At 34.1% G+C, this 25,448-nt stretch carries 32 protein-coding genes, 1 tRNA gene and 1 pseudogene; 28 read left to right on the plus strand and 6 right to left on the minus strand.

Annotation, left to right across the window (positions count from 1 at the left end; translation table 11 throughout):
• Nucleotides 1-22: 22 nt before the first annotated feature.
• From F5ESL0228_RS02195 to F5ESL0228_RS02270, 17 genes and pseudogenes are all read left to right on the plus strand, one after another.
• Nucleotides 23-3,133: an HsdR family type I site-specific deoxyribonuclease gene (locus F5ESL0228_RS02195; RefSeq protein WP_233551573.1), complete on the plus strand. Its 3,111-nt coding sequence runs from the start codon at nucleotides 23-25 to the stop codon at nucleotides 3,131-3,133.
• A gap of 19 nt (nucleotides 3,134-3,152) precedes the next feature.
• Nucleotides 3,153-4,982: pseudogene (locus F5ESL0228_RS02200) on the plus strand (DUF1524 domain-containing protein); the annotation flags it as partial.
• Nucleotides 4,983-4,985: 3 nt separating this feature from the next.
• A complete protein-coding gene (locus F5ESL0228_RS08405; RefSeq protein ID WP_233553528.1) occupies nucleotides 4,986-5,387 on the plus strand; it encodes a hypothetical protein in 402 nt (133 codons plus the stop codon).
• Nucleotides 5,388-5,702: 315 nt separating this feature from the next.
• Complete coding sequence (locus tag F5ESL0228_RS02205; protein WP_122017888.1) at nucleotides 5,703-6,065, plus strand: MmcQ/YjbR family DNA-binding protein; 363 nt, start codon at nucleotides 5,703-5,705, stop codon at nucleotides 6,063-6,065.
• Nucleotides 6,066-6,193: 128 nt separating this feature from the next.
• Nucleotides 6,194-6,424: a type II toxin-antitoxin system RelB family antitoxin gene (gene relB, locus F5ESL0228_RS02210; protein WP_122017889.1), complete on the plus strand. Its 231-nt coding sequence runs from the start codon at nucleotides 6,194-6,196 to the stop codon at nucleotides 6,422-6,424.
• Nucleotides 6,393-6,641, plus strand: coding sequence for a DNA-binding transcriptional regulator (locus tag F5ESL0228_RS02215; RefSeq protein ID WP_158592469.1), 249 nt, complete (start codon nucleotides 6,393-6,395; stop codon nucleotides 6,639-6,641). Before relB ends, F5ESL0228_RS02215 begins: the two co-directional genes overlap by 32 nt.
• A gap of 133 nt (nucleotides 6,642-6,774) precedes the next feature.
• Entirely contained in the window at nucleotides 6,775-7,035 is a 261-nt protein-coding gene (locus tag F5ESL0228_RS02220) for a type II toxin-antitoxin system Phd/YefM family antitoxin (RefSeq protein WP_122017891.1), read from the plus strand.
• Nucleotides 7,028-7,291, plus strand: a complete 264-nt coding sequence (locus F5ESL0228_RS02225; RefSeq protein WP_122017892.1) for a Txe/YoeB family addiction module toxin — start codon at nucleotides 7,028-7,030, stop codon at nucleotides 7,289-7,291. Before F5ESL0228_RS02220 ends, F5ESL0228_RS02225 begins: the two co-directional genes overlap by 8 nt.
• Nucleotides 7,292-7,313: 22 nt before the next feature.
• Nucleotides 7,314-7,595 carry a DNA-binding transcriptional regulator gene (locus F5ESL0228_RS02230; protein WP_122017893.1) on the plus strand — a complete coding sequence of 94 codons (282 nt, stop codon included), beginning with the start codon at nucleotides 7,314-7,316 and terminating at the stop codon, nucleotides 7,593-7,595.
• A 72-nt stretch (nucleotides 7,596-7,667) separates the two neighbouring features.
• On the plus strand, nucleotides 7,668-8,882 hold the full coding sequence (locus F5ESL0228_RS02235) for an SLAP domain-containing protein (RefSeq protein ID WP_122017894.1): 1,215 nt from the start codon (nucleotides 7,668-7,670) through the stop codon (nucleotides 8,880-8,882).
• Nucleotides 8,883-9,059: 177 nt separating this feature from the next.
• On the plus strand, nucleotides 9,060-9,359 hold the full coding sequence (locus F5ESL0228_RS02240) for a PTS glucose transporter subunit IIA (RefSeq protein ID WP_147441033.1): 300 nt from the start codon (nucleotides 9,060-9,062) through the stop codon (nucleotides 9,357-9,359).
• 355 nt (nucleotides 9,360-9,714) lie between these two features.
• The gene (locus F5ESL0228_RS02245) at nucleotides 9,715-10,899 is read left to right on the plus strand and encodes an amidohydrolase family protein (protein WP_122017896.1); all 1,185 of its coding nucleotides are present in this window, start codon (nucleotides 9,715-9,717) and stop codon (nucleotides 10,897-10,899) included.
• A 277-nt stretch (nucleotides 10,900-11,176) separates the two neighbouring features.
• Nucleotides 11,177-12,178, plus strand: a complete 1,002-nt coding sequence (locus F5ESL0228_RS02250) for an NAD(P)-dependent oxidoreductase (protein ID WP_122022702.1) — start codon at nucleotides 11,177-11,179, stop codon at nucleotides 12,176-12,178.
• Between the two features lie 162 nt (nucleotides 12,179-12,340).
• A complete protein-coding gene (locus F5ESL0228_RS02255; RefSeq protein WP_122022703.1) occupies nucleotides 12,341-13,048 on the plus strand; it encodes a GH25 family lysozyme in 708 nt (235 codons plus the stop codon).
• Complete coding sequence (locus F5ESL0228_RS02260; protein WP_122022704.1) at nucleotides 13,048-14,277, plus strand: DEAD/DEAH box helicase; 1,230 nt, start codon at nucleotides 13,048-13,050, stop codon at nucleotides 14,275-14,277. Before F5ESL0228_RS02255 ends, F5ESL0228_RS02260 begins: the two co-directional genes overlap by 1 nt.
• Nucleotides 14,274-15,602 (plus strand): PTS sugar transporter subunit IIC, encoded by a 1,329-nt coding sequence (locus F5ESL0228_RS02265; protein WP_122017900.1) that lies wholly within the window; start codon nucleotides 14,274-14,276, stop codon nucleotides 15,600-15,602. Before F5ESL0228_RS02260 ends, F5ESL0228_RS02265 begins: the two co-directional genes overlap by 4 nt.
• A gap of 51 nt (nucleotides 15,603-15,653) precedes the next feature.
• Nucleotides 15,654-15,726 (plus strand) — tRNA-Arg (locus F5ESL0228_RS02270).
• 75 nt (nucleotides 15,727-15,801) lie between these two features.
• Here F5ESL0228_RS02270 and F5ESL0228_RS02275 read toward each other — a convergent pair.
• From F5ESL0228_RS02275 to F5ESL0228_RS02295, 6 genes are all read right to left on the minus strand, one after another.
• The gene (locus tag F5ESL0228_RS02275; RefSeq protein WP_122022705.1) at nucleotides 15,802-16,923 is read right to left on the minus strand and encodes a site-specific integrase; all 1,122 of its coding nucleotides are present in this window, start codon (nucleotides 16,921-16,923) and stop codon (nucleotides 15,802-15,804) included.
• Between the two features lie 112 nt (nucleotides 16,924-17,035).
• Entirely contained in the window at nucleotides 17,036-18,532 is a 1,497-nt protein-coding gene (locus F5ESL0228_RS02280) for an ATP-binding protein (RefSeq protein ID WP_369916840.1), read from the minus strand.
• A gap of 293 nt (nucleotides 18,533-18,825) precedes the next feature.
• Entirely contained in the window at nucleotides 18,826-19,275 is a 450-nt protein-coding gene (locus tag F5ESL0228_RS02285; protein WP_369916841.1) for a DUF3862 domain-containing protein, read from the minus strand.
• On the minus strand, nucleotides 19,173-19,442 hold the full coding sequence (locus tag F5ESL0228_RS08410) for a hypothetical protein (protein ID WP_233553502.1): 270 nt from the start codon (nucleotides 19,440-19,442) through the stop codon (nucleotides 19,173-19,175). Before F5ESL0228_RS08410 ends, F5ESL0228_RS02285 begins: the two co-directional genes overlap by 103 nt.
• Nucleotides 19,443-19,501: 59 nt before the next feature.
• A complete protein-coding gene (locus F5ESL0228_RS02290; protein ID WP_122022708.1) occupies nucleotides 19,502-19,909 on the minus strand; it encodes a M48 family metalloprotease in 408 nt (135 codons plus the stop codon).
• Nucleotides 19,909-20,259 carry a helix-turn-helix domain-containing protein gene (locus tag F5ESL0228_RS02295; protein WP_122022709.1) on the minus strand — a complete coding sequence of 117 codons (351 nt, stop codon included), beginning with the start codon at nucleotides 20,257-20,259 and terminating at the stop codon, nucleotides 19,909-19,911. The genes F5ESL0228_RS02290 and F5ESL0228_RS02295 overlap by 1 nt, the downstream gene beginning before the upstream one ends.
• 274 nt (nucleotides 20,260-20,533) lie before the next feature.
• On the opposite strand from F5ESL0228_RS02295, the gene F5ESL0228_RS02300 reads away from it, so the two are divergent.
• The 11 genes from F5ESL0228_RS02300 to F5ESL0228_RS02340 all read left to right on the plus strand — a co-directional run bounded on the left by F5ESL0228_RS02300 (nucleotide 20,534) and on the right by F5ESL0228_RS02340 (nucleotide 25,420).
• On the plus strand, nucleotides 20,534-20,746 hold the full coding sequence (locus F5ESL0228_RS02300) for a transcriptional regulator (protein WP_122022710.1): 213 nt from the start codon (nucleotides 20,534-20,536) through the stop codon (nucleotides 20,744-20,746).
• Nucleotides 20,747-20,791: 45 nt separating this feature from the next.
• Nucleotides 20,792-21,106: a hypothetical protein gene (locus F5ESL0228_RS02305; RefSeq protein WP_122022711.1), complete on the plus strand. Its 315-nt coding sequence runs from the start codon at nucleotides 20,792-20,794 to the stop codon at nucleotides 21,104-21,106.
• 19 nt (nucleotides 21,107-21,125) lie between these two features.
• Nucleotides 21,126-21,299: a hypothetical protein gene (locus F5ESL0228_RS08275; RefSeq protein ID WP_158592470.1), complete on the plus strand. Its 174-nt coding sequence runs from the start codon at nucleotides 21,126-21,128 to the stop codon at nucleotides 21,297-21,299.
• A gap of 27 nt (nucleotides 21,300-21,326) precedes the next feature.
• Nucleotides 21,327-21,617 (plus strand): hypothetical protein, encoded by a 291-nt coding sequence (locus tag F5ESL0228_RS02310; protein ID WP_122022712.1) that lies wholly within the window; start codon nucleotides 21,327-21,329, stop codon nucleotides 21,615-21,617.
• A complete protein-coding gene (locus tag F5ESL0228_RS02315; protein ID WP_122022713.1) occupies nucleotides 21,610-21,876 on the plus strand; it encodes a hypothetical protein in 267 nt (88 codons plus the stop codon). Before F5ESL0228_RS02310 ends, F5ESL0228_RS02315 begins: the two co-directional genes overlap by 8 nt.
• Nucleotides 21,860-22,366 carry a helix-turn-helix domain-containing protein gene (locus tag F5ESL0228_RS02320; protein WP_158592471.1) on the plus strand — a complete coding sequence of 169 codons (507 nt, stop codon included), beginning with the start codon at nucleotides 21,860-21,862 and terminating at the stop codon, nucleotides 22,364-22,366. The genes F5ESL0228_RS02315 and F5ESL0228_RS02320 overlap by 17 nt, the downstream gene beginning before the upstream one ends.
• 2 nt (nucleotides 22,367-22,368) lie before the next feature.
• Nucleotides 22,369-23,754, plus strand: coding sequence for a DEAD/DEAH box helicase (locus tag F5ESL0228_RS02325; RefSeq protein ID WP_122022715.1), 1,386 nt, complete (start codon nucleotides 22,369-22,371; stop codon nucleotides 23,752-23,754).
• A complete protein-coding gene (locus F5ESL0228_RS08280; RefSeq protein ID WP_158592472.1) occupies nucleotides 23,751-23,900 on the plus strand; it encodes a hypothetical protein in 150 nt (49 codons plus the stop codon). The genes F5ESL0228_RS02325 and F5ESL0228_RS08280 overlap by 4 nt, the downstream gene beginning before the upstream one ends.
• Nucleotides 23,897-24,550 carry an AAA family ATPase gene (locus tag F5ESL0228_RS02330; protein ID WP_233553504.1) on the plus strand — a complete coding sequence of 218 codons (654 nt, stop codon included), beginning with the start codon at nucleotides 23,897-23,899 and terminating at the stop codon, nucleotides 24,548-24,550. The genes F5ESL0228_RS08280 and F5ESL0228_RS02330 overlap by 4 nt, the downstream gene beginning before the upstream one ends.
• A gap of 61 nt (nucleotides 24,551-24,611) precedes the next feature.
• Nucleotides 24,612-24,851, plus strand: a complete 240-nt coding sequence (locus tag F5ESL0228_RS02335) for a hypothetical protein (protein WP_122022716.1) — start codon at nucleotides 24,612-24,614, stop codon at nucleotides 24,849-24,851.
• Nucleotides 24,851-25,420, plus strand: coding sequence for a single-stranded DNA-binding protein (locus tag F5ESL0228_RS02340; protein ID WP_122022717.1), 570 nt, complete (start codon nucleotides 24,851-24,853; stop codon nucleotides 25,418-25,420). Before F5ESL0228_RS02335 ends, F5ESL0228_RS02340 begins: the two co-directional genes overlap by 1 nt.
• Nucleotides 25,421-25,448: the final 28 nt, after the last annotated feature.

Consider the following 25,448-nt stretch of genomic DNA (forward strand, 5'->3'; position numbering starts at 1 on the left):
AAAAATAATACAAAAGAAGGGAATGAACACCTTGAGTAATGCACCTAAGGATGCGACAGAAAGAGAGTTTCAAGAAAAATTCACTCGAGAACTTGAAAAGTATCGGTGGATTGCCCCAGATAGTCTCAACGGAACAAAACATAAGGTTACCGTTCAAAGCCTAATTAATAATTGGCGTCAGGAACTCAATCGCTTAAATGCTGAACAACTAGAGGGCCAGGAATTAACTGATAACGAATTTGACCAGGTACTTAAAAAGGTAGGTCAGATTCAAAATAGCTATGAAGCAGCTAAACTCCTTTCAATTGAAGAAGGAAAAGGTAAAATTGATGGAATTTACCGGGATGACAATCCAAGTGTTACCCGTGATCAAGTAACCTTGACCATCTTTAAAAAGGCCCAAGTTGGTGGCGGTGATTCTAGTTATCAAATTGCTCGTGAAGTTCAGACAGAGCATGGTAATCGGTTTGATATTGTATTGTTAATTAATGGATTGCCACTAATTAATATTGAACAAAAGCGGACTGATAAAAGTCTTGATGAAGCCTTTGGTCAGTTTAAACGTTACTATCATGACGGTGAATATCAAAACAATCTGATGGCATTCTCACAAATGATGGTAGTGACATCGGAAATTGAAACCCGGTACTTTGCTACACCAAAGTCAATTAATGACTTCAATCCAAGTTTTGTCTTTCACTGGGCAGATAGAAAAAATAACATTATTAATGACTGGAAAAGTGTAATTGATAACTTTCTTATGATACCAATGGCCCATCAAATGGTGGGGGATTATCTTGTAATTGATGAATCTAGCGATAAAGAAAATCGTCGACATATGCTAATGCGTCCTTATCAAGTTTATGCATTGCAGGCCATTGAAGGAGCAGCGTTAGGAAAAGATAATTTTGGTAATCCACATGGTGGCTATATTTGGCATACCACGGGTTCTGGGAAAACCATTACTAGTTTTAAAACCGCTTTAGTATTATCGACTAGGCTAAGTTTTGATAAAGTAGTTTTCATGGTTGACAGAAAAGAGCTTGATCAAAGGACCGCTGATAATTTTAAGGCATATGCTGCTTATGAGCCAGTTGAGGTTGATAGTACACCATACACATATAATCTGGCTAATACGATGAAACGAAAAAAGTCTGGTATTGTGGTAACCACAACTTATAAGATGCATTCTTTAGTTAAAAAGCTAGTGGAAAATCATGATAAATCACTGGCTGAAAAGCATATCGTATTTATCATTGATGAAGCTCAACGGACAACAATGGGAGATATGCTGGGTGCGATTAAAGAGTACTTCAAAAAGAATGGTTTATTTTATGGTTTTACTGGTACTCCTTTATTTGAAGAAAATCATGTAAAGGGAAAAATAAAAACGGTAAGAGGAAGAAGCCAGGCAATTGATACTACTGAGAAACTATTTGGCCCTGAATTACATCGATATACAATTGACGAAGCTATTCGAGATGGTAATGTTCTTGGATTTAACGTAAATTATATCAATACTGGGGAATATAATAATATTGAAGATTTACGAGATCAATTAATTGAAAAGACACTTCGTGATCATCCAGAAAAAGTAGCACGAAAAGTTGAGACCGAGGTTCGCTCATATCCTGCAGACAAAGTCGAAGAGAAAGCTATGAAAGAAGATCTTCTTAAATACCAAGATGAGACACATATCCCACGGGTAGTAACTGATGTATTAGATCACTGGGAGGAACAGTCTCAAGAACGTGAATTTAATGCTATTTTGACTACAGCTTATAAAGAGAGAGCCGTAGCGTATTTTGATGAATTTCAGAGACAGTTGGCAGATCGCCAGCAAAAGTTGAATGTTGCGGTTACTTTTAGCTTTGGTAATCAAAATGCCCCTGATAATATTGCAGATCCTGAATTAGTTGAGCGAATGTTTGAAAGCTATGCTAAGTTTACGGGCATTAAGTTTGCATTTGGTGATAAAAAGAAAGGTAGCGATGCTTATTTTGAAGATTTGGTTGATCGAGCTACGCATGGTGGAAGTGGATTAAACTCTAAAAATATTGATTTAATTATTGTTGCTGATCAACTTTTAACTGGTTATGATTCTAAACGGTTAAATACACTGTATGTTGACCGCTCATTTGAACTTCAAAATTTAATTCAGGCTTATTCAAGAACTAATCGGGTGCTTGATAAAAACAAAAAAGAGTTTGGTGTAATTATTAATTATCAATTACCAGCCATTACTAAAAAGAAAGTTAACCAGGCACTTGAGTTATATGGTAGTGGAGGAAAGTCGAGTCGAGTAATTGTACCACTATATGATGAAGCAGTAGATATTTTTGTAAAGTTTATTGAAGAAATGAAGCCAACATTGCCCAATCCAGCAAATTGGGCAAATTTAAAGGAAAATGAAAGTGATAAAGAGAGATTCAAACAAGCTTTTAAATCATGCAGCAAACAACTCTCATTGGTACAACAGTATTATGAGTATAAATGGGATAATTCCAAATTCACTATTACTGAACATGAGTGGCTTAAATACGTAGGTGCTTATCGAAATTTATTTCCACCAGAAGGTCTGGGTTCGAGTGAAGAAGAAGAAATTCGTGAAATAAAAGGACGTACTAAGTTGGCTGATAATCAACAAATTACAGCTAGTTATATTTTGAATCTAATGAGGGCTATTGGACCAAGAAAAGATGGTTCAAATATCGATCAACATGGTAATGATATTAAAAAAATTAAGAATGCTATTCAAGAGCTTAGTGAACGTGGTGAAGATCAAAAGGCACAGTTGTTGAATAATTTTTTAGATGAAAAAGTTATGACTGAATCGTTGGATTCAAGTAAGGATATTAATGATGTATACAATGATTGGAAGCATGGTAAATTACACCAAAAAGTTACTGATTTTGCACATCAGTGGGGAATTGATGTCAATGTCTTACAAAAATCTGTGGATAATTACGATCCAATAGACCCAGAAAATATTCCGTACGTTGATGATATTAATAAGAACATTTCGTTTGATGAGGCAGAAGATAAAAGTTATGGGAACTTATTGACTCATAAAATTAAGGTAATTAAAAAATTGCCAAAATGGATGCGCAGTATATCAAAAAAATATAATTAATTATGAAGCCGAGGATTGTATCAATCCCCGGCTTTTTGTCTCCGCTTGGGAACAACGAAAGCTGGGGGAAGTGTTTTCGAATATTCAAAGTGGGAATAGGCTTCCTAAATCAAAGCTGATCGATGGTGATATTCCATATGTAATTGCAAAGACAACAAATAATGGGATTTATAAAAAAATTTCAAAGAGCACACAAGACTATTCAGGAAATCCAATGAAATTATTTGATGCACCTGCAATTACTATTTCAATTGATAATCCTAGAGCTATTTATTTACAAAATTCTAAGTTCTTTACGTCTAACATTATGCGTGTGCTACAGGTAAATGACATGACAATAGAACAATATGTATTTTATTTAAATGTTGTACGTGGTTTAGCGACAGGATTTGATTGGTCGACAAAATTTAGTGGTCCCGTTTTAAAATCACAGATTGTAAATGTTCCAAATATAAAAGAACAAAAACAAATTGGTTCATTCTTCAACCAACTCGATACCCTCATCACCCTTCAACAGCGATTAACGAGCTTGACACTGTTATTAAAGGCACTAGCTGATGTTGATGAGCAAGATCGGGATGAAATTGAAGAAGAATACTTAACCAATAAGTATCTGGATGATAATAACCACTTAAAGTTAAAACCGGTTGAACACGATTATGAAGCTTTTTGTTCAGTAATGAACAATATGGTTGGCTTTGATCAGGCATCTAAGGTTATTGATAATTACAACTATTTTCGTAAATTAATCAAAGACAGCGAAATTAATAGTGCTGAATTATATGAAGCAATGAATCATTTTAATATGGTTTACATTGAATTAAGTAGTGATGCAAATGAAGAAAATCCTCAGGTTATTTTTGAAAGTCTAAATTCTACAGGTGTTTCATTATCATCTTCTGATCTTGTGCGTAACTTTCTGTTAATGAAACTTGATTCTCAAAAACAAGCTGAACTCTATAAAAAATATTTGGTAAAGATTGAGCGGATGTTTGCAACCAAAACATTTGCTGAATTTATTCGACATTATTTAATAGTTAAGACCCATGTATCAGTTAAAAGAAATGGTGTTTATAATAGTTACAAGGATTATTTCCTATCGCAGGGATTAAGTTCTGAAGATGCTTTAGCTGACCTTTTTAAATCTGCTAATTACTATGATCAAATTTTGAATCATAAAGCTAATGATAACAAATTCAATAAGATTCTAGAGCATATCAATGTTATGGATAGCAAAGTTGTATTTCCTTATCTAATGCTGTTAATGAATTTACTTGATGATGGTGAAACCGATCAAGTGGAAGTTAATAATTTGGCACACATTTTAGAAAGCTATTTATTTCGATTGAAAGTATGTCAAATGCCAACTAATGGATTAAACAAAATTGTTGTAGGACTTTGTGATCTTTCTAAAGAAAATGGCAACTTAAAATTTAGATTGCTTCGGCTACTTAAGGCGAATTTCCCAGATGATCGTAAATTATTAGATAGCTTAATGGAAGTAGATTTATACCGCCAGAGAAATGACCTAGCTAAATTATCCTTAATAGTCTTAGAAGAACATCGAACTAGAGAAACCATTAACTTTGATGATGCTCAGGTCGAACATATTATGCCACAGTGCCTTAATGCCGAATGGCGACTTCAAGTCACTAATGCTGACAAGATGAAAGAACAATACGGTGGAACACTAGGTAACTTAACACTCACCAAATATAATCAATAAATAAGTAATAAGTCTTATAATGAAAAGAAAGAGTTTTATAAGGATTCCAATGTTTCTCTCACACGAGAAGTTGCTGAAGTTTATGATAAGTGGGGCAAAGATGCCATTATTAATCGAACGGAAAAATTGACTAAAGAATTAATTGAAATTTTTCCGATGCCTGTTATTAAAAAGGTTAGCAAAGAAGAGGTTACTGGGGAATATACAATTGATCAGTCCCCTGATGTTACTGGTAAAAAGCCAGTTCAAATTACAATTAGTGAAAATGAATATCCTGTAAGGACTTGGCGTCAGATGCTCATTACTTTCCTTAATGATATTTGGAATAAAGATAGTCTTAACTTTGATCGTATCAAAGAGAATCGTCAATTGAGCCGTATGCTTTTTAGGCCAAGGAATACGCCAGAAAAATTGGAAAATGGTACGATTGTGGAAACCAATTTCTCCGCAACAGTAATATTGGCTATTATTACTAAGATTTCTGAAATCTGTGATATTGCTGATCAAGTTTCTTATGCAGTAAAGTAGTTAAAGATGATTGGGCAAGGATGCGCACAACATATTAGTTCGAGGGTATTTTGATAGTGATTAAAGTGTACTAATTCTTATTTTACTGATTAGAATTAGTACACTTTTTGTTTTAATGATAATCTAATATTTTATATGTTCTATGTTTTTATAATTAACCAGTTTGCTAGGTTGTGTAATCAAAGTAGTGCAATTGAATAATAAAGTTGATATAATAAGTGCTAAAATTGACTAATTTAGTATTAAACTGTAATCATATAAGCCAAAATTTAGCAGAATAGTTGTTTATTTGACATATTAACTAAGGAAGTGATAGTGATAAAGCGTCAAAAACTAATTAATTATATTAACGATACTTACGGAGTGGAGCCAGAAGGAATGTGGGCGAAGTTCCCCAATTATCGGGTCTTTCGTCATAGTCACGGACGCAAATGGTTTGCAATATTACTGGATGCACCCAATAAGACACTGGGTATAAGTAATGAGGGAACTACCGATGTGCTGGATGTTAAGTTAGACAAGATGCAAATTGATGAACTGCTATCGAGCAGAGCAAAGGGATTCTTGCCAGCTTATCACATGAATAAAAGCACTTGGATTTCAGCAGTAATTGCAGAATTAGCTGATGAACAACTTGAGAAATTAATTGCAACTAGTTATCAAAATACACAAAAATAAGTGTCAAGCCGAAATAGTTGAGTGCTAAAAACGACCGCACTATTTTTAAATGTAGTACTAAAAGTTGCTGTATTTGGCTACTAGTCGCTTAATTAGAAATATAGTGTATCAACTGAAGAGGAACAATTATGACGGTTACAACTATTAGATTTCCAGATGATGTATATCAAAAAGTTAAAGAAATGGCTGATTTCGAGGGCGAAAATGTTTCTGAATACATAATAAAAGCTGTTACTGAAAAAGTAGAAGATCAGCAAGATTATCAAGAAGCAATTAAAATTTTTAAAAGAACAACAGAAACAGTGTCTGCTGAGGAGGTTAGAAAAATTGTTTTCAAGACTGATAAAGGTTTTAGATGAATTAAACCAACTTTTAGATGGACATGATCCAGGCTTTGAAACCCAAGTTGAAACGATCGACCTATCTCCTAGATATGATGCTACGGCTATTAAACAGTTACGTAAGAAGCTAAATTTAACACAGGTTGAATTTGCTAGAGTAATAGCTGTTTTATCAAAAACAGTAACATCATGGGAAACAGGGAACAACATTCCGAGGATGCCGCGTCTAAGCTGATGATATATTTAACGATAATCAAAAAAGTCAAATAATCTAAATTAGTTAAAATATTTAAAAAATAAGTTAATTTAGTAATATTTCTTTATAGTTTGTACTTTTCAATGTATAACAAACTAAAGGAGTTGAGAATATGGAAGCTGTACCTCTTTCCATTTTTAGAAAGAATTTAAAACACTATATAGAGGATGTTAATGATAATGCTGCTCCTATTTTAGTTACAAATCGCAAGAAAGGGTCAGAATCAGCTGTCGTTATCTCTCAAAGAGACTATGACAATTTAATTGAAAATCTTATTATACTTGGCAATCCTGATTTGGTAAAAAAAATCAATGAGGGTAATATGCAAATTGATGAGGGTAAGACCCAGCAACATGAGTTAATCGATGATTAAAGCATGGGCAGATAAGGGGTGGGATGATTATCTTTATTGGCACAAATTAAACGATAAGGTAATGATTAGAAAAATTAATAGATTAAGTACTGATATTGACCGCCATCATTATACAGGAATAGGTAAACCTGAACGATTGAAGTATATAACTAGTAAGAATGTATGGTCACGCAGAATTACGCAAGAGTATAGATTAGTCTATCGTATAGAGGACAATACAATTTATATTCTGTCAGTAGCTAATCGTTATTCTTGATTTTTGTTTAGGACAAACAGCAATGAAAGATTCTACATTAACTAAAAGCCTTAATGAACTAAATGATTATTTAGATGGTAAAGATGTTCCAATGGAACTTCATGTTAGATCAATAGATTTAACACCTAAATATACACCTGCAGACATTAAGGTTTTGCGAAAAAAATTAAACGTAACTCAAGTAGAATTAGCTAAGATTATGGAAGTTTCGCAACGAACAGTAGAGTCATGGGAAATTGGTAAAAGTAATCCTAAGGGTGCTGTTTGTAGATTGATGGAAATTTTTACAAATATCCTAAATTAGCAAATGAATATAAGTTTTAGCGTGTTTTAATATAATAGCTATTAAAATTTGGGTTAAAGCGAGGAAATAGTAATGAAGAAGAGAGTATTAATTAGTTTAGCTTCGGCAGCATTGTTAAGTGTAGGAGCAGTTGGAATTGGTCATGTTCAAGGTGCAGATGCACCGCAGACAGTGCAGGCAGCTAAAAAAGCTAAGGCTTTTAAGGTAAAGCTTACAAAGAATGCAGTAGTTTACTCAAGCCGTGGCAAGCGTAAGACAAAGAAAACCTTGAAAAAGGGTCATGTTTATCCTGCTTATGGCAAGAAGACTATTCGTGGTAAGAAATACTATAAACTAAGTCACGGGCGCTATATTAAAGTAAATACAGCAAGTTTTATTGTAGAAGAAAGTAATCCAACGCCTATTAAACCAGATAATACAAATACTTCGGCTACTTCTTCAACAACTGATGACTTTAAAGTAACGATAATTAAACCTGCTAGAATCTATGACAGCAACGGCAAGAAAACGGTGTTTACAGCGAATAAAGGCACTTTTAGGACAGTGACTGGAAGTAAGGTAATTAACGGGGCTAAGTATTATAAAATCGGCGACAACAGCTATATTTTAGCTAGTGATACTGAAAAGGGAATTGATAATAATGTTCCTAAGGAGAATATCAATGATCCAGAGCCACCAGAAAAACCTACGCAAGCTGAAATAAAGACTATTTTGGATGGATATACTAAATATCCTGACCAAGATCATACTATTTATTTTAGTGATGAAGAATTAGCCCAGATAAAGAATTATTTGTGGCAAGATATTCAAAATTATAGAGTAGAAAAGGGCTTACCTGCATACAAAACCAATGCTGAATTAGATAATTTAATAAGTAAAATTTGTGCCTCCTCAGATAAAATGTGGGCGTACGAACAAGATTTAGCAGGGGCAACTAAGATTACTTTAGCGCCATATCTCCCAACCATGAATGCTAATGGCATGGATATGACAGATACTTGGATTGAAGATAATTATTATGGGCGTCGCATTGTAGGAGAAATTACCCCTAAGGAATTTAACTTCAAAGATCGAAACCCAGAGCATGTTGCGACTCAAATCTTTAATAGTTGTAAAAATGATAAAAGTTATTATAATAAAATGATTTTAGGACATAATGACAAAGCGGCTTTTGCTAGTTTGGGTTTGACTTATAAATGGGACGGAACATATTCCTATGTTGGAATTGCCTTTATAGAAGTTTCTGGAACTAGTGCCAAATGGCTCAATTTTTATAATGCAAATTAATAATTAATATAATTAAGTGAATAGAAAAAACGTTACTAATGTTAGTAACGTTTTTTGTTTGGAAAGGAAAAGTAAATGAATTTAAGTGATTTAACTATAGTGCGACGCAGCATAATAAATTTATTGAACTAAGAGCACCAGTTAGTGGAAAATTTAAAGATATCAGTGAAGTTGTTGATGAAGTATTTTCAAAAACAAATGATGTGTCAAGGGTTTGCAATTGAATCTGTTAATAATGATATTAATAGCCCAATAAAGGGTAAAATTATTTCGATTTTTAATACAAAGCATGCTATAGGTTTAGAAACTAAATCAGCAGAGATGGATTTAAATGAGGTCAAGCATGCTGGTAAAAGCGCCACTGTAATAACAGTAATTACTAATTCAGATGATAAAGTTGCAAATATGGAATTTAAGATTTTCTCAGGAACAACGTTAAAATCACATGAAGAAGTTGGCAAAGTATATCTTAAATAACGTTAGTTTTAATATGAAATAATTGTTCTTGACAGGATTTTTTTATAGTGATAAATTAAAAAGTAATTAAATATTATGTATCTAAAAAGTAGAGTAATTATTTTAACTTCCATTAAAGAGAACTGACATTGTGGTGAAAGTTAGTTGGTAGTGGATAATGAAGATGGACTTTTAATTGATAACTGCTGGTGACAGTTTTAGCCAGTGGCGGAACTGCATCCGTTATCCTTGCAAGCTGTTACTTGACAGCTAGTAAGACCTATTATGTGAATAATGGGTAAATTAAAGGTGGTAACGCGAAGCACTCGTCCTTGAATTAAGGATGGGTGCTTTTTTGTATTAGGAGGGTTGTAAAATGACACAAACGGTTTTTAGTAATTTAAATTTATTTAACGGTGAAGATAATAAAATATTTACTGATAGTTACATTGTGGTCGATGATCAAACTGGAAAAATTGCTGAAATTGGAACAGGCTTGACGCCGCAAGCAGATAAAACGGTTGACCTAAATGGTCAATATGTAATTCCAGGTTTGATTAACTGCCATACTCATATCATTATGGATCCCCAGACACCAGATGGTGATAGTTCAGCAAACGTTGTTGAGGCAACAGTGCGAGCAATCAAACATTTGCATGAATTGTTGCAGTCAGGGGTGACATACATTCGTGAATGTGGAAGTACATATGATATCGATATTGCCCTTAATAACTTAATAAAGAGGGGAGAATTAGCTAACGTACCAGAAATTTTACCTTCGGGTCGTCCATATTCGATGACTGGTGGTCACGGTGATATGCCTAATTTTGGTCATTTAGTAGATTCTCCTGATGAAATGCGCAAGGCTGTTCGTCAGGGAATTAAAAAAGGTGCCAGAACAATTAAAGTAATGGCAACCGGTGGTGTAATGACTGAAAATGACTTTATGGATGATCCTCAGCTTAGTGAAAGTGAAATTCATGCCGCTGTTGAAGAGGCACATCACAAAGGATTTACCGTTGCAGCCCACGCTGAGGGTAACCCCGGAATTATGAATGCCATAAAGGCTGGCGTCGACAGTATTGAGCACGGATTCTACGTTAACGATGAAGAAATAGAATTGATGCTTAAAAAAGGAACATACTTAACCCCAACAATTGTTGGAGCTTGGGCTTTTATTGAATATGCGCCTGGAAAAGTTCCAGATTGGGAAATGGCTAAAATTTCTGCAGCATGGGGTGATTTACGTCCTAATATTACACGTGCCAAAAATGCTGGCGTACCAATAACATTGGGAACGGATGCTGGAACGCCATTTAATGATTTTAAGATGACTCCAAAAGAATTGCCTTTGTTAGTTGAACAAGGCTTTACTAATTTTGAGGCACTACAGACCAGTTTAAATTCTGCTAAACTAATGAAGATCACTGATCAATATGGTACTTTGACTGCAGGTAAATATGCAGATTTTTTGGTTTTAAAAGAAAATCCGTTGGAAAAAATTACCGCGGTTGTTCAAAAAGACAAGGCAGTGTATAAGAAAGGTCAGCGAGCATACTAATTTTTACTATTAGTTCTAAGAAAATTATGTGAATTGTTGGTCCTGGTGCTTGGTTCCATATTTATGGAATAGGTCAATTTTGGGGGCAAGGTATAATTCTTGATGAAGCAAAGGCACGATTTCCTTGGATACGTAAAGTTTAAAAGTGACAATGGCTAAAAATGAACAAAATTTATTTATCTTAAAAAATTAAATGTTTATAAAATAAATATTTAATTTTTCGCCAATTTAGTTAAAATGAAGTAAAGACGTTTTTAACTAAAAGGAGTGTTTATTAATGAAAGTTTTATTATATAATATGACGCCTGAGCAACAGGTTTACGTTGACAAGTGGAACCACGATCATCCAGAAGATGAATTAACGACTACAAAAGACAAATTAGATGCTGAGACTGTTGAATTAGCAAAAGGATTTGATGGGATTAGCGTTTTGCAAGTCTTTGATATTGATGAGGAAGAAGTTTACAGTAAATTAGCTTCTTATGGTATTAAGCAAATAGCTTTACGCTCAGTTGGCTATAATATTATTAATTGGAAATACGTCCATCAATATCATTTACTAGTGACAAATACGCCTGCTTATTCACCACGAGCAGTAGCTGAAAACACGTTAACTTCAGCAATGTATTTGCTTAGAAAATGGGGACAGATTTTACAAAATGAGCAGGTGGATTTTAATTTTATTCGTTCAGAAGATTTAATGAGTGATGAAATTTACAATCAAACTGTTGGTATTATTGGTGTAGGACGCATTGGTGGCGCAGTTGGCGAAATTTTTCATGCTTTAGGTGCTAAAGTGCTTGGTTATGATATTGTCGAGAATCCAGCTAATGAGGCATTTCTTGATTACACTGATTTTGATACCGTTATCCGAGAAGCTGATATTTTAACGTTACATACGCCCTTTGAACCAGGGATGGTAGATATGATTAGTGCCAAGCAATTTAAGCAAATGAAAGATACCGCTGTTCTTATCAATGCAGCTAGGGGACCGTTAGTTAATACTCAAGATTTGATTTCTGCTTTGAAGCAAAAAGAAATTGCCGGCGCTTCTCTTGATGTGATGACTGGTGAGGAAGCAATTGTGATGAAGAAGTTTAATCAATTGGATGAACTACCTAAGGATTATCGGGAATTAGCTCAAATGCCAAATGTAGTATTTACTCCGCATTCAGCTTATTACACGAAAACGGCGGTAAAAAATATGATTGAGCAAAGCATGATTGATATGAAGCGGGTATTAAACGGACAACAGCCAGTTTACCCTGTAGAAGAATAACAGTCAGACTTATAAAAGACTAACTGATGTGAGATGTAAGTAAAAGCACGTTCATCTTAATTCACCAGTTAGTCTTTTTTGGTATTAATTAACAAAATTAGCATTTATCCAGTATAATTAGACTATTGGTATAATGAATTATAATAGTCAAGAGGCGCAAGGTTGAAAAGATTTCATCATAAATATACGCTACCTGCGATTTTAACACTGTTAGTGGTTGCGCTAGGTCTTCTCTGGCTTGGAATAAGTAATTTACGTAGTCAAACAACCCTGCCATCAGATGCTAATTCGAGTGTAATTGGCTTAGAACTCGACCAAACATTTGGTTATATTGATCTGCATGAAGTTCAAGATCATGGGGTTTCCTTTGTTTATTTGAAGAGTACGCAGGGAAGAACATACTTTGATGATGATTATTTATCCTACCGTGACCAGATTTTAGGTACAAAATTAGCTTTTGGAACAATTATTGCTTATAGCAATGAATCTACGCCGATACAACATTTGCGTTATTTTAATAAAAAGGTCGGTTCAAATACTGGTACTTTACCAATTTTAATAGTACCGGCGGTCAAGTCGCGTAATTCGCATTATTTAATGCAAATGGCCCAATTTACTCAGTTGCTAAAGCAGAGTGGCAAAAAAGTTATGGTTAAATTGAGCGTAAGATATCACAAATATTTTGCAAGTGATGTATTATTTATGGCTGATGTACCTAATGAACCTAGCAAATTGCAATATGCTTTTTGGTGTTACAACCATGATGGGCATGTGCAGTCAGTTAATGGATTGGAAGATGGCGTTACGATGTTTGCTTATAACGGTACCGTAGCGCAATATAAACAGAAATATGGACAATTAATACAATAATGAAAGCAGAAATAACAGAGTCTTTAGATAAATTAGGATTAAAAAAACCAACTTTAATTCAAAAAGAAACCCGAACGGCCATTTTAAATGGAGCGAGCTGCATTGCACTTGCTAAAACTGGTACTGGTAAAACTTTAGCGTACGCAATTCCATCATTAGAACGAGTTCAAATTGGAAAAGCAAATAGTTTAATAATTATTGCTCCTACTACCGAATTGGCGGTACAAATTCGTCATGCAATTAATCCATTTATTCATGTTCTCGGCCTTAAAGGCGTTAGTCTGGTTGGAGCAGGTAACCGTAAGCGTCAGGAAGACAATTTAAAGAAAAAGCATCCCGAAGTGGTAGTAGCAACGCCAGGTCGATTTTTTGATTTCTTTTCTAGTGGGAGGATTAAATTAGCTCAAATTCAAACTTTAGTAATTGATGAAGCAGACGATATTCTGGAATTCAGTAAAATGGAATTACTTAGTTCACTTGGACAAAATATGATGCCAGAATCGCAAATTTTACTTTTTGGAGCAACTGAGTCAGAAATTACCAAGCAAGCAGAAGAGATATTTGCTCGAAAATTTTTGGTTATTGATGTTCGATCACAACAAAAAACTACGGTAAAAAATTATTTTTTACAGGTAGATAATACTCATAAAATTGATTTTTTACAACGATTGCTGCGCTTAGATAATTTTAAAGGAATTTTGTTTTTTGATTCAAATCAAACGATGATGCGATTTGCAGGAATATTAGGACATACTAAAACTCGTTTTGGATTATTAGCAAATGAATTCAATAAGCAAAGACGTGAGGAAACCCTGCGGGATTTTAAAAGTGGAAAATTCAAATTATTACTAGCGACTGATTTGGCGGCACGTGGCCTTGACATTAGTGGTGTTAGTTATGTTATTAATTTTGAAATTTCAAGAGAAGCCAATACTTATTTACACCGAGCGGGTCGAACGGGTCGAATGGGTACATCTGGCTACGTAGTTAGTTTGGGCGATGATCATGATTTTCGTGATTTGAAAAGATTATTAAGTAATTCTGTAAACCTGGAACGTGCATATTTTGTACATAATAGCTTGTCAATAAAAAAGCCACGGCAATTGGTAAAAACGACAACTAAAATTGATAATAAGCAAACAACTAAGATAAAAAAGAAAAACAAGAAAAAACACACTAAAAACAAAGGGTATCACCCACATTACTTGAAGAAAAGAGAGCAAGAATGAGTCGTATTTTAACATGGTTAGAAGACTATCTTTTACCAATAGCAAATAAGTTGGGACAGGCTCACTGGATTGTTGCATTAAGGGATGCTTTTATTTCGGTTATGCCTATCACAATTGCCGGTTCGATTGCGGTTTTAATAAAAAGTTTGATTGCCGTTGCTAAAAACAATTTAAATTGGCCGACCTTTGTTTGGATAATGCAACCACTTTCGCTGATTTGTAATGTTGTGTGGCGAGGAACCTTTGCATTATTTGCTTTATTTTTAGCCATGTCGTTAGGATATCATTTAGCTAAAAGTTTAGAAGTAGATCCGATTGCAGGGGCGATTGTTTCTTTATCATCATTTGCAATGAGTATTGCTAATTTAACGAAACTTAGCGTAAATGGTAAAGTTATTCCAGTTCATCAAGCTTTTAATATTTCGCAATTCTCAACAACTGGTATTTTTACGGCTATCTTATTTGGAAGCCTGGGTGTTGCAATTTTTGCAGGGTGTTTTAAAGCACGTTTAACTTTACATATTTCAGCTACGTTACCGCAAGCCGAGCAGCAAGCATTTGACTCACTGATTCCAGTAATTATTGCTATTTTTTTAGTTGGTGTAATTAATTTCGTTTTTCAGACAATTACAGGAACTTATTTTGGAAATTGGCTTCTCCATTCAATTCAAACTCCATTAGTAAAATTTGGTCAAGGATTTGTAATGGTAATGCTCGTTACTTTTTTGGTGCAAGTTTTTGGCTTTTTTGGAATCAATGGGTTAAGCGTTTGGGCACCAATACTTGATTCAATTTGGCTGACCGCACAGAATATTAACGTCACAGCAGTGCGTAATGGTAAAGAAGCACCATTTTTATGGGTACGTGGGTCATTTGACGTATTTGCTTGGTTTGGAGGTACGGGTGGTACGCTAATGCTAGTTGTAGCAATTCTGCTTTTTTCTAAACGGAGTGACTATCGTACAATCGCCAAAGTTGCTTTAGCACCAGGGATTTTTAATATTAATGAACCGATTGTTTTAGGTCTACCAGTTGTACTTAATCCTGTATATTTTGTACCGTTTATAGTTGCGCCACTTGTTAATGTTGCATTTGCGTATTGGATTAGTATATTGGGACTTGTTAATCCAGTACAGGTTGCTGTTCCTGCAATTGTCCCACCAATTATTGGACCATTCTTAGCATGTAACTATGACTGGCGTGCAATTGTTTTATCGATTATTAATATGTTAATTGCTCTAGCAATCTGGACACCATTTGTTTTTGCAGCAGATAAAATTGCTGACGCTTCTAATCCTACCCCTTATTTTACACGTCAGTATTAATGAAAAAGGGTTGGCTTTTGCATAAAAATTTGGTAAAGTAGTTTTGTATGCGACCCTGTAGTTCATCTGGATAGAACAATGGTCTCCTAAACCGTAGAGGTGAGTTCGAATCTCACCGGGGTCATGAATTAAAACTTGTAAAGCTTAATATATCAGCGCTTTATATTAATAATGTTAGCTAAATGTTAGCCAAGCTATGCTAAATGCAATTTTTTGGCTTATCCATTGAATCTAATGCTTGAGCTAATATTTTTTGCTGAGTGGCTTTCATTTCATCAATCATGTAAGAGTATGTATCCATCGTAATGCCTATATTTGAGTGTCCTAGTCGTTTGCTAATTTCATACCAATCGACATGGTGTGCTACCAAATATGCCACATGGCAATGCCTGAGACTATGAAAATGGAATCCTTCTTTATTAATTCCTGCTTTTTTCATACGATTTTTGAGAGCATGATTAACTGCATTGTTACTTGGCAGTTTATTGTTACTTTCAGCAAAGATAAACTTGTGACCATTTTGTTTTAGCTCATTGAGAATTTTAATCAGTGATTCGGAAATATAGATTGTTCTTTTTGAACTTGAGTTTTTAGGAGCTTTATCTTTCTGCGAGATATAGTCATATGATTTATTGATATTAATCGTTTGTTTATTTTCGTCAATATCATCCCATTGTAAAGCCATAATTTCTCCCAAGCGCATACCAGTATAAATTGCAGTTAAAATCATGTAAGGCGTTGTGTAAATATGATATAGCGAACTTTTGGTAACTTCAATTAATTTTTGTATTTCTGCAATCGATAAGTATTCGATATGACGTGTTTTCTTATCATCCCAAACTAAGTTGATTCTATTAGTAAAATTTTGTGGCACAATACCTTCATCATATGCATCGGAAATACATGCTTTAATTACACCATGTAGCTTTTTAACTGTTATTTTGGAATGATCTTCGCCATAGCGATTAATAAATTTTTGATAATCATTGCGATTGATATTATTTATTTTAGTTGGCCCAAAGTACTTTCTTAAAATATTCGTTTGACTGGTATATCGTCTTTTAGTCGCATCTGATGCTCCTGGAAGTCGAAAGGTTGTGGCCCAATTCCAAAAGTAATCGACAAATATCGGATTATCATTAGTTGGTTTATTAGAATTTTTTGCAGTAAGTTGTTCTATTTCCCATTTTTTAGCTTCAGCTTTTGTATGAAATCCACCTTTAGTTTTATACTTTTTCTTTTTTTCATTAGGAAAATCGAGGTCAGTAACATACCAAGAAATCTGTACTGTCCAAGTTTTACCACGCTTATATATCGCCATTTTAAAAGCACCTCCATTATGCTAAAATAAAATTTGAGCGCACTAATAGCGCAGATTATGAGAATCGATTAAGAACAATGTTTGGTAGCGGAGTTCTTAATCGATTTTTTTGTTATCCTAGTCCATTTGCCCAGAAGGGTATATATTGTCTTGATTTTGGCCCAGCTTTTGGATCGTATATTCTTATAAGTTCTTCTGCAATGGCTTGGTTTATTAATTTAGAAATTTCATTGCCTTTATTTTTATTTAAGCAGAATCGCTCTCGTATTGAAGAATTGGTGATTTTTTTACCCTCAACTTCATTTAAACACGCATGCCAATATATAACATTTATTTTCTCTGTGCTAGTTAATTCATTATACGGAGTTTTAGTTTTAAGTTTAATAACTGTTGATAGTTTATCCTGCTCAGAAATATCTGGTGCAGGCAATCCAGCTTCCTCAAGTGAATCGATAACTTTATCTATTCCTGTTCCTCTAGATTCAACAATATGAAATTTACCGAGCAAGTTTGCTAGTTCTTCATTTCTCGATTGAGGCTTAAAATCTAAAAATCGCGGTATAGGAATAATTGGTATACCAGGATTTGATATTTCAATTCTTTTATTGAATATTTCAATAAGGGGTCTTGAACCATGAAGTGTGAAATCTTGATGGACTAAAGCGTTTGCAACTAATTCTCGTATAGATATTTCTGGGAATACAGGAATATCTTGCCTTATACCATCCTTATAATCCTCATTATAAGGAATAAGACGCAATATATTTTTAATAATGTTTTCAAAAGATATTGCGATACCTCTCGTACCACTTTGATCAAAGATTGCATTATCTATTGCTCTATTGCCATCATAGCGAGTTATTTGAATTGTTCTAGATAAAACAGTAGGGAACTTATTTAAATCAAATGCCAAAGTATATGCACCTAAATTAGTTATATTGAAGTTTTCACCAGAGGGAACAATTATTTTGTCAGTGATTAACGATCTAATAGTTTCGTCAGAACTCGCATCAATTGATAAGCACTTTTCTTTATAAAAGTTTATGTCAATTAATTGACCAATTTCTTCTATTCGTAAATCCTGCTTGGCAAATTGAAGCTCAAATTTATTTGAATCAAAAGATCTCCATAATTCTCGTTCTTTTTCTGGAAAAGCAGCTAGTGAGCAGAGAGAAGAACCACTGCGAACATAACGGTCATCTAAAAACTTAACAGGTCTACTTACAAATCTAGTATCAATAATCAAAGATATAATGACTAAATCTGATTCTGTTTTAAAGTACTCCCATCTAAGCTGCAATCTTGGGTCAATCATTTTTTCTAGAAAAGTTATTAAAGGCATTCCTTTTGTTTTCTTTCCCTTAATACTCTTTACTCTTTCTTTTTCAGGATCAAAAGATGTACCGACCGGCTTTTTAGTTTTATCTTCTATTCCCCATATAAGATATGAAAAGTGCTCATGTGCAATAAGAGATGCGTTTGCTAAAGCGGATATATACTTTCCGATTAAGTGCCCATCATTTAAATTTGTTTTGTATTCAATTAATTCTGATTCTTCATTTTCAGATATAAATAGTTCTAGTTCTTTATAAGGTTTATATTTTACTATTTTTTAGCCTCTAATAAAATATTTTTTTATCTTCTTTGTAATTCACTAAAATCTCCTATTACCTAATATACGGTAATAATTTATCTTCTTTGTAATTCACACTTTGTGATTTTTTTAGATCATAACCGCTCATAATTAACTTATTATATTAATATATAATATTTAATCATTTATAAACACTTAGTTTTAAAGACATGCTATTAATCGATTTTTTTAATGTAAAGTATCTTCAGTAAATGGTTTTCCAGTAACGGCTTTTATATGGTTGTAATAATCGTCTTTTATTTTTTGTATTATTTTAAATCTGTCTGTGCTTTTGATGTTAACTTATTGTTATCAAAAACAAAAGTAGCATTTGCGCCTTCCTTGCCTTTAATGCCAGTCATGTAAACAGCAGTGACATTAGTTTGTCCCATGATAACATTTTCGTTTAAGCCATCTGGTTCACCGAAAGACTTTACTAAGCTTTCATAAGAACTATCATCTTTAACTTTATTGAATGCTTTAAGGTCTAACTTTTTGCTTGTTCTATCCCATTTAAATCCTGAAATAGTTTTTGTAATAGCTTTTTTATGGAAAAATTGAACTAAGATACTTGTATCTGATTTAGTCCAATTATATGATTTAACCTTAAAGCCACTTACTTTTGCTGTGCTAGTTGAGGTAGGTTGACCCAATAGGGTAGTAACTTCATCAATTGATGTACCACCGGCCCCTTGTTGAGCAATATCTCCAACTTTGATTTTGTCATAGTTTTTTCTGAACTTATTTTTTTGCTCAGTCTTTTTCTTTTTTGGTTGAGTAGTTTTAGTTTCATTGCTGCTTGACTTACTACTTGAAGAGTTGGAAGAGCAGCCAATGCAGCAAATAGACCAACTCCAACAACTGATAACACTTTTTTAAACTTCATAATTGTATTTCCCTTCAAAAATATGCCTTAGGTTTAATGTCACTGGTGTGGTGGACAATTTAAAAGCAGAGATTGCTTTTCTTCTTATATAACTTAGTTGCATCATCAAGCATCCTAATAGGGATGCCGTACTCATAAATAAACTGAATTGGTTCTTCAAAAACATCAAACTGATTTGAAGCATAATCAAATATGAGATTTAAAGAATATAAATCCGCTAAGCGCTCTTCAGAGTTAATAGGCTTTCCACAGTAGAATGCTGCGTTAGCATCTCCGTTCATAATATGACCTATTTCGTGTCCAATTATGAAGGGTAATTCTTGCTTATTTCTACAATTTTGGTTAATAACAATTAATTTCTCTTTAGGCAACGCAACAGATTGGTAATCCTTATTTTTCCAGATTAATGCACAACTAACTCCCTTATCAAAAGCAAAGTGGAGGAGGTAGGTGATTAATTCATCCATTATCTATCTTTACCCTTTCTTATATCACTATCCATTAAATTACGTATAACATCAAGATACTCCTTAGGAACTGGTTTACCACGATATGAATAAATGGTTTCATCGTCAGTAATGTCTACATAGGGGTGTTCATTGTCTTGGTGTACAGGAGATGAATCGTTAGTATTGCCCAATAGATAATCCGCTGAAGTATGCAGTACTTTAGCAACTTTTTGAAGATTTTCCATACCTGGTTTACTAGTTTTCCAACTATATATAGAGTTTTTTCCCATTCCTGCTCTGTCATTAACTTGAGCAAGTGTTAAATGCCGTTGAGCACATAGTTGCTTAACTCTCTCAAAAGTATTCATTTCAAGGGCTCTCCCGTCCTAAATAAAAAATATTAGGATATTTCCTAAATTAATACTTGGCATTATTAGGAAATATTCGTAATATTAAATTGTCAACAAAATTACTTACACTTTTAAGTAAACAAAAAAGAGTATTGAATACGTATGGGGGTACCGTTCAATTGCTTTATTTACTATGCTCTTATATTAGGATATTTCCTAATATCTGTCAACAAAATTAAGTAATTATTGACAAAATTATTGACACATTTATTTACAGAAAGGAAGTGAGCTAATGCCAACCGAAGAAGTTTTAGCTAATGCTAAACGGAAGATTTTTGCTGAAATTAAATTTGAAATGGATAAAAGGGGGTACACAACAACAAGTTTAGCTGAATTATTGAACTTAAATCGTCCAACAGTTAGTTCTGCAATCCACGGTGGTACTACACCTAAAGATGTAGAAATAAGGAAAAAGATTTACAAAATTTTTGGAATGGATATTTGAGTATTAATTAAAGGGCAAAAGGAACTTTTTTAAGAAAGGTAAATAATGGATGTAAAACTTGAAAATGAAGAGTTGGAGAAAATCTCTGATGTAATTACTGAGCGGGTTTTAGAAAAAGTTAAAACCAGGCTTAAAGAAGAAACAATTGGTAAAGTGATTGGAATTAAAGAATTCAATCAAAAATATGTTAAGAAAACACCCAATTGGATTAAGCAATATATATTTTACGAATTTAAGCCTGATTGGGTTGAAAATATCTATCCTGGAAAAGGTACGGCGTTCAGAATCCATGAACATGATGCAGCCAAGTGGATGGAAGAGCATCGTCATCAAATTGACTGGGAGGCTAAAGAACTATGATTGAAAGGATATTAACTAAATGGCAGTACATTTTAGACGAATACACAGATATCGAACTAACCAGCAAAAGCTCGCTGATGCTCTCATTAATAGTAGCAATTGCTGGACTGGTATTAACGATTATCGTTTTAAGCCTGCCAGAGAGATTGCCAGGAACATAAAAAAGCCCGACGGCAATCGGACTAAATTATAAATGAAATCTAAGGAGATTATAGCACAAATGAAGTGTATAGGTACAGAAGCAGATGGTGGACTAGCCACCTATGGTGAAAATGGTAATGACTATAGCAGCGCAAGGGACTTTGTTGTTATTCAAGCATGGAACATGAATAACTTAAAAAAATATACAGAGCGTTTGGGATATTACCTAGGACAGCCACTTGGACATCAAACATTTGAAGATATGTTAAATGATTTTGCAGACTGGTGGAATGATCCTGATGCTGAAGAATGGTATGACTTGGCTGCAAATTACTTTGACGGTAACGAAAGAGGTGTGAAAAATGAATGACTTTATCGAGTGGCAAAGTGAAGTTTTGAAAGGCATCGATTTATGGACAACGAATCTTAAGAATGAAGCCTTAAAACAGAAAACTTACAAAGGTGCGATCAATTACCTAAATAAGAGTCGTCCTGATTTACCACGCTCATATCAAGGTACAGCTTCTGAACAATTTCAATCAGTTATTAGATCAATGTTTGATGAAGCTAAAAAGATGGTTTATGACGAAGCACAAAGTCAGGAGATTAATCATGAAGAATCGAATTAAAGAGTTGCGTCAAATAAAGAAAGTAAGCCAAGGTGATCTAGCTAAAGCAATAGGACTTACTCATCAAGCTATTAGCCAATATGAGAGCGAAAAAAGAAATCCTAATGATAAAGTTTGGCAGAAATTAGCAGACTACTTTGAAGTATCTGTTTCATACATCAAAGGTGAGATTGATACGGAGCTGTTAGAAAAACTAATTGAATTAACAATATTTTTCTGTTTTCCAAAAATCACCTTAACTTATGGAGATGAAGAGATTGACGATGAATTCAAACCATTTATAGTCATTGACATTTTAAGCCAAATTTTGAGTTTGCTCGGTTATGATTCAAAAGATAAATTTCAAATGGTTTATCGCAAATCAATACACATGGCTGATGACCAAATAACTTCTGGATTTTTGAATAATTTTAAATGTGTTGTGGATGAAACCATTCCTGATGCTGAAGGAATCACTAATAACTTATTGCAAGCCTACGAAAAACTATAAATATGTACGAATTAAGATCATATCAAAGCGATTTAATTCAGCGCATAACTAAATCTATGCAGAATGGTCATCATCACATTATTGTCCAGTCACCGCCTAGAACTGGTAAGACAATAGTAATGGCAGAAATTGCTAGAAGAACAACTGATAAAAACAATCAAGTTATGTTCGTGATACATCGTAAAGAGGTACTGGATCAAGCTAAGGCTACTTTTAAAGCTCAAGGTGTTAATCCTAACTTAGCAACAATGGGTTTGGTACAGACACTTTGCCGAAGAGTTGATAAATTGCCTGAACCACAGCTGATATTGATTGACGAAGGTCACCACGCTCTAGCAAAAAGCTATCAGAAAATACTAGAGAAGTTTAAAAATGCCTATGTATTGATTTTTACAGCTACTCCAAGGCGAACTGGTCAGAAACAATTAGACCAAATAGCAGACGATATTATTGTCGGAAAATCAATTAAAGAGTTAACCAATGAAGGCTTTTTAGCTCCGTTTAGATACTTTCAACCACCAAATGATTTTAATAGTAAATTGCTGAAACGCAGTTCGACTGGCGATTACACCAATAAATCAATGGATGAAGCTATGAGTAATAAGATCTTTGGACATGTCGTTAAGCAATATCAACGCATTGCTGATGGGATGCAAGTAGTTGTTTACACCTATTCCATCGAATCAGCAAAAAGGGTAGCTCAAGAATTTAGTGATGCAGGAATTGAAGCAAAAGAAGTTGACGGTAAAACACCGGCAGTCGAAAGGGACAAAATTGTTAGTGATTTTAAAAATCAAAAACTAAAAATACTGGTTGACGTCAATTTATTTACTGAAGGGGTCGATTTACCCAATGTTGACTGTGTAATCATGGCGAGACCTACCATGTCACTAGCATTGTATTTACAGTTTTCAATGCGCTGCCTAAATCCTAGACCAGGCAAAACTGCAATAATTATTGACCATGCTAATAACGTTCAGAAATTTGGCTATCCAGACGATGACCGTGATTGGAAACATGCGGTAGTCAGCGGTACGAAGTCAGTTGCGAAAATAAATACTGAACCAGGCATGGCAATTATTACCTGTGATTACTGCTTTGCAGTTGTCAAAGCTAGTGAAGTTAAAGAAGGCAAGTGTCCATTATGTGGTAAGCCAATTAAAGTTCATGAAGCAAAACAGGTTAAAGATGTTGATTTAGTTGAAGCGAAAAATCGCAAGAAATTAATAGCAGAAATAGTACAGAACGACTTAATGAAAAAAGTCGCAAACATGAAAGTTAATGAGTTAACCTCGCCTGCCGAACTTAATGCTTATGCAAAATTGCATGGCTACAAGCAAGGGTGGGTTTATTACCAACTTAAAATGAGAGGAATGATTAAGAAATGAGTTTCTTAGATAGGCAAGCAATTGAAATTTCAATTGCAGTTGCAGAAGGTGACTATAACAAAGTCTTAAAAAGAAAAAATTTAATAGATACCTTTATCGAAATGTTGATTTTTGAATCAGAAAAAATGAAAGGATTAATCAAATGATAGATTTACCAAAACCTACAAAATTAGAACCAAAGGCGCAGCCGCATAACTTTTTCATCTGGGGCGCTCCCATGAGTGGTAAGAGCTACTTTGCTAGCTTTTTTCCAAATCCAATAGTGCTCAATACTGATGGCAATAGCGAACAGGGAACTGCACCTGGATTCCAAATCAGAAATTTAAGAGATAAGAACGACAATCCTACGCAACTAGTAACCAAACAAATGGATGATATTATCTTAGCTTTGCAAAATCAGGCTCAAGGTGAAGATTCTTTTAAAACCGTAGTGGTAGATGTAATTGATGACATTATCGTCATGCTAGAGCAGGCAATCTGTTGGGACAATGGCGTTAAGTCATTAGGGGATATCCCTTACGGAAAAGGATACGCATTATTCAACACCGCACTGCAACAGTTAGTGATGGACTTAAAAGCATTGCCAATGAACATCATTTATATCAGCCGAGAGATCTCAATCACAGATGAAAATACAGGTGCGACTACTTACCACCCTTCGCTTAAGACTAAATACTTCAATATTGTAAACGGAAATTGTGACGTTGAAATTAGAACTAAAAAAGTCGGTGACGGTGTTAATGCTTCGTATTTCAGAGAGCTTAAGAACACAATACGAAAAGAAGAATATTACTGATAAACGAATTTTACAATTGCTAGAAACATGCAACGGAATTTTTAAGGAGGAGACTAAATAAATGTCTGTAAAGGTATATAACGCATCAAAAAAAGGTTGGTTAAGTGAGATCAGAAGACACATTATTTCAGATACTTTAGAAGCCGTATTCCTAAAACGAAAAAGTAATGGTTACTCATTTGAGGATTATGACATAGCTAAGGACTGGGTGAATAAACTTAAAAAATTAGATAAATATAAAAGTGACGAATGGCAATTTTACGAAAACGATAATTTATTAAATAGTGAGGAGACTAAATAATGAGCTTATTAGATGCAATGAACGATTTGAAGAAAAATGGATTCGACCCAAAAGAAGGCAAGGAATACAATCCCTACGAGCGAATCCCTGATGGTACATATCTAATGTCGTTTGACAATGTTAACCACAATGCTAAAGGTGACCGGGATTTCTTAATGCTTGCTTTCACAGTAGTGCAGGGTGAGCAGGAAGGTAAGCAAGAATCAATTTTTCCATCATTAGCACAAACTAAGTCTAATGGAGAGCCAATGCCATCATTTGTACTTGCAAAGAACATTTCAATGATTCAAGTCATTGGCGAAATGTTAAACAATCCAATCCCTGATTCATGTTTTAACTTTGAAAACGAATCTGAAGCTTATGAAGCATTGGTTGATGCTTTCAAACCAGCTGAAGGTCGAGTTTTAGAAATGACAATTGAAACTACGCCAAATAAAAAGAATCCGCAATTCCCATTCAGAAATTACGAATTCAAGAAGCATGAACAACCTAAGATTGCAAAAGCTGAAGATCCATTTGCAGCTTCAGGAGATACAGTAGAAGTTAACGACAGTGACTTACCATTTTAATTATTAGGAGAAAAGGAAATGAAAATAA

It is taken from the genome of Lactobacillus sp. ESL0228, from assembly GCF_003692825.1.
Lineage (GTDB): Bacteria > Bacillota > Bacilli > Lactobacillales > Lactobacillaceae > Lactobacillus.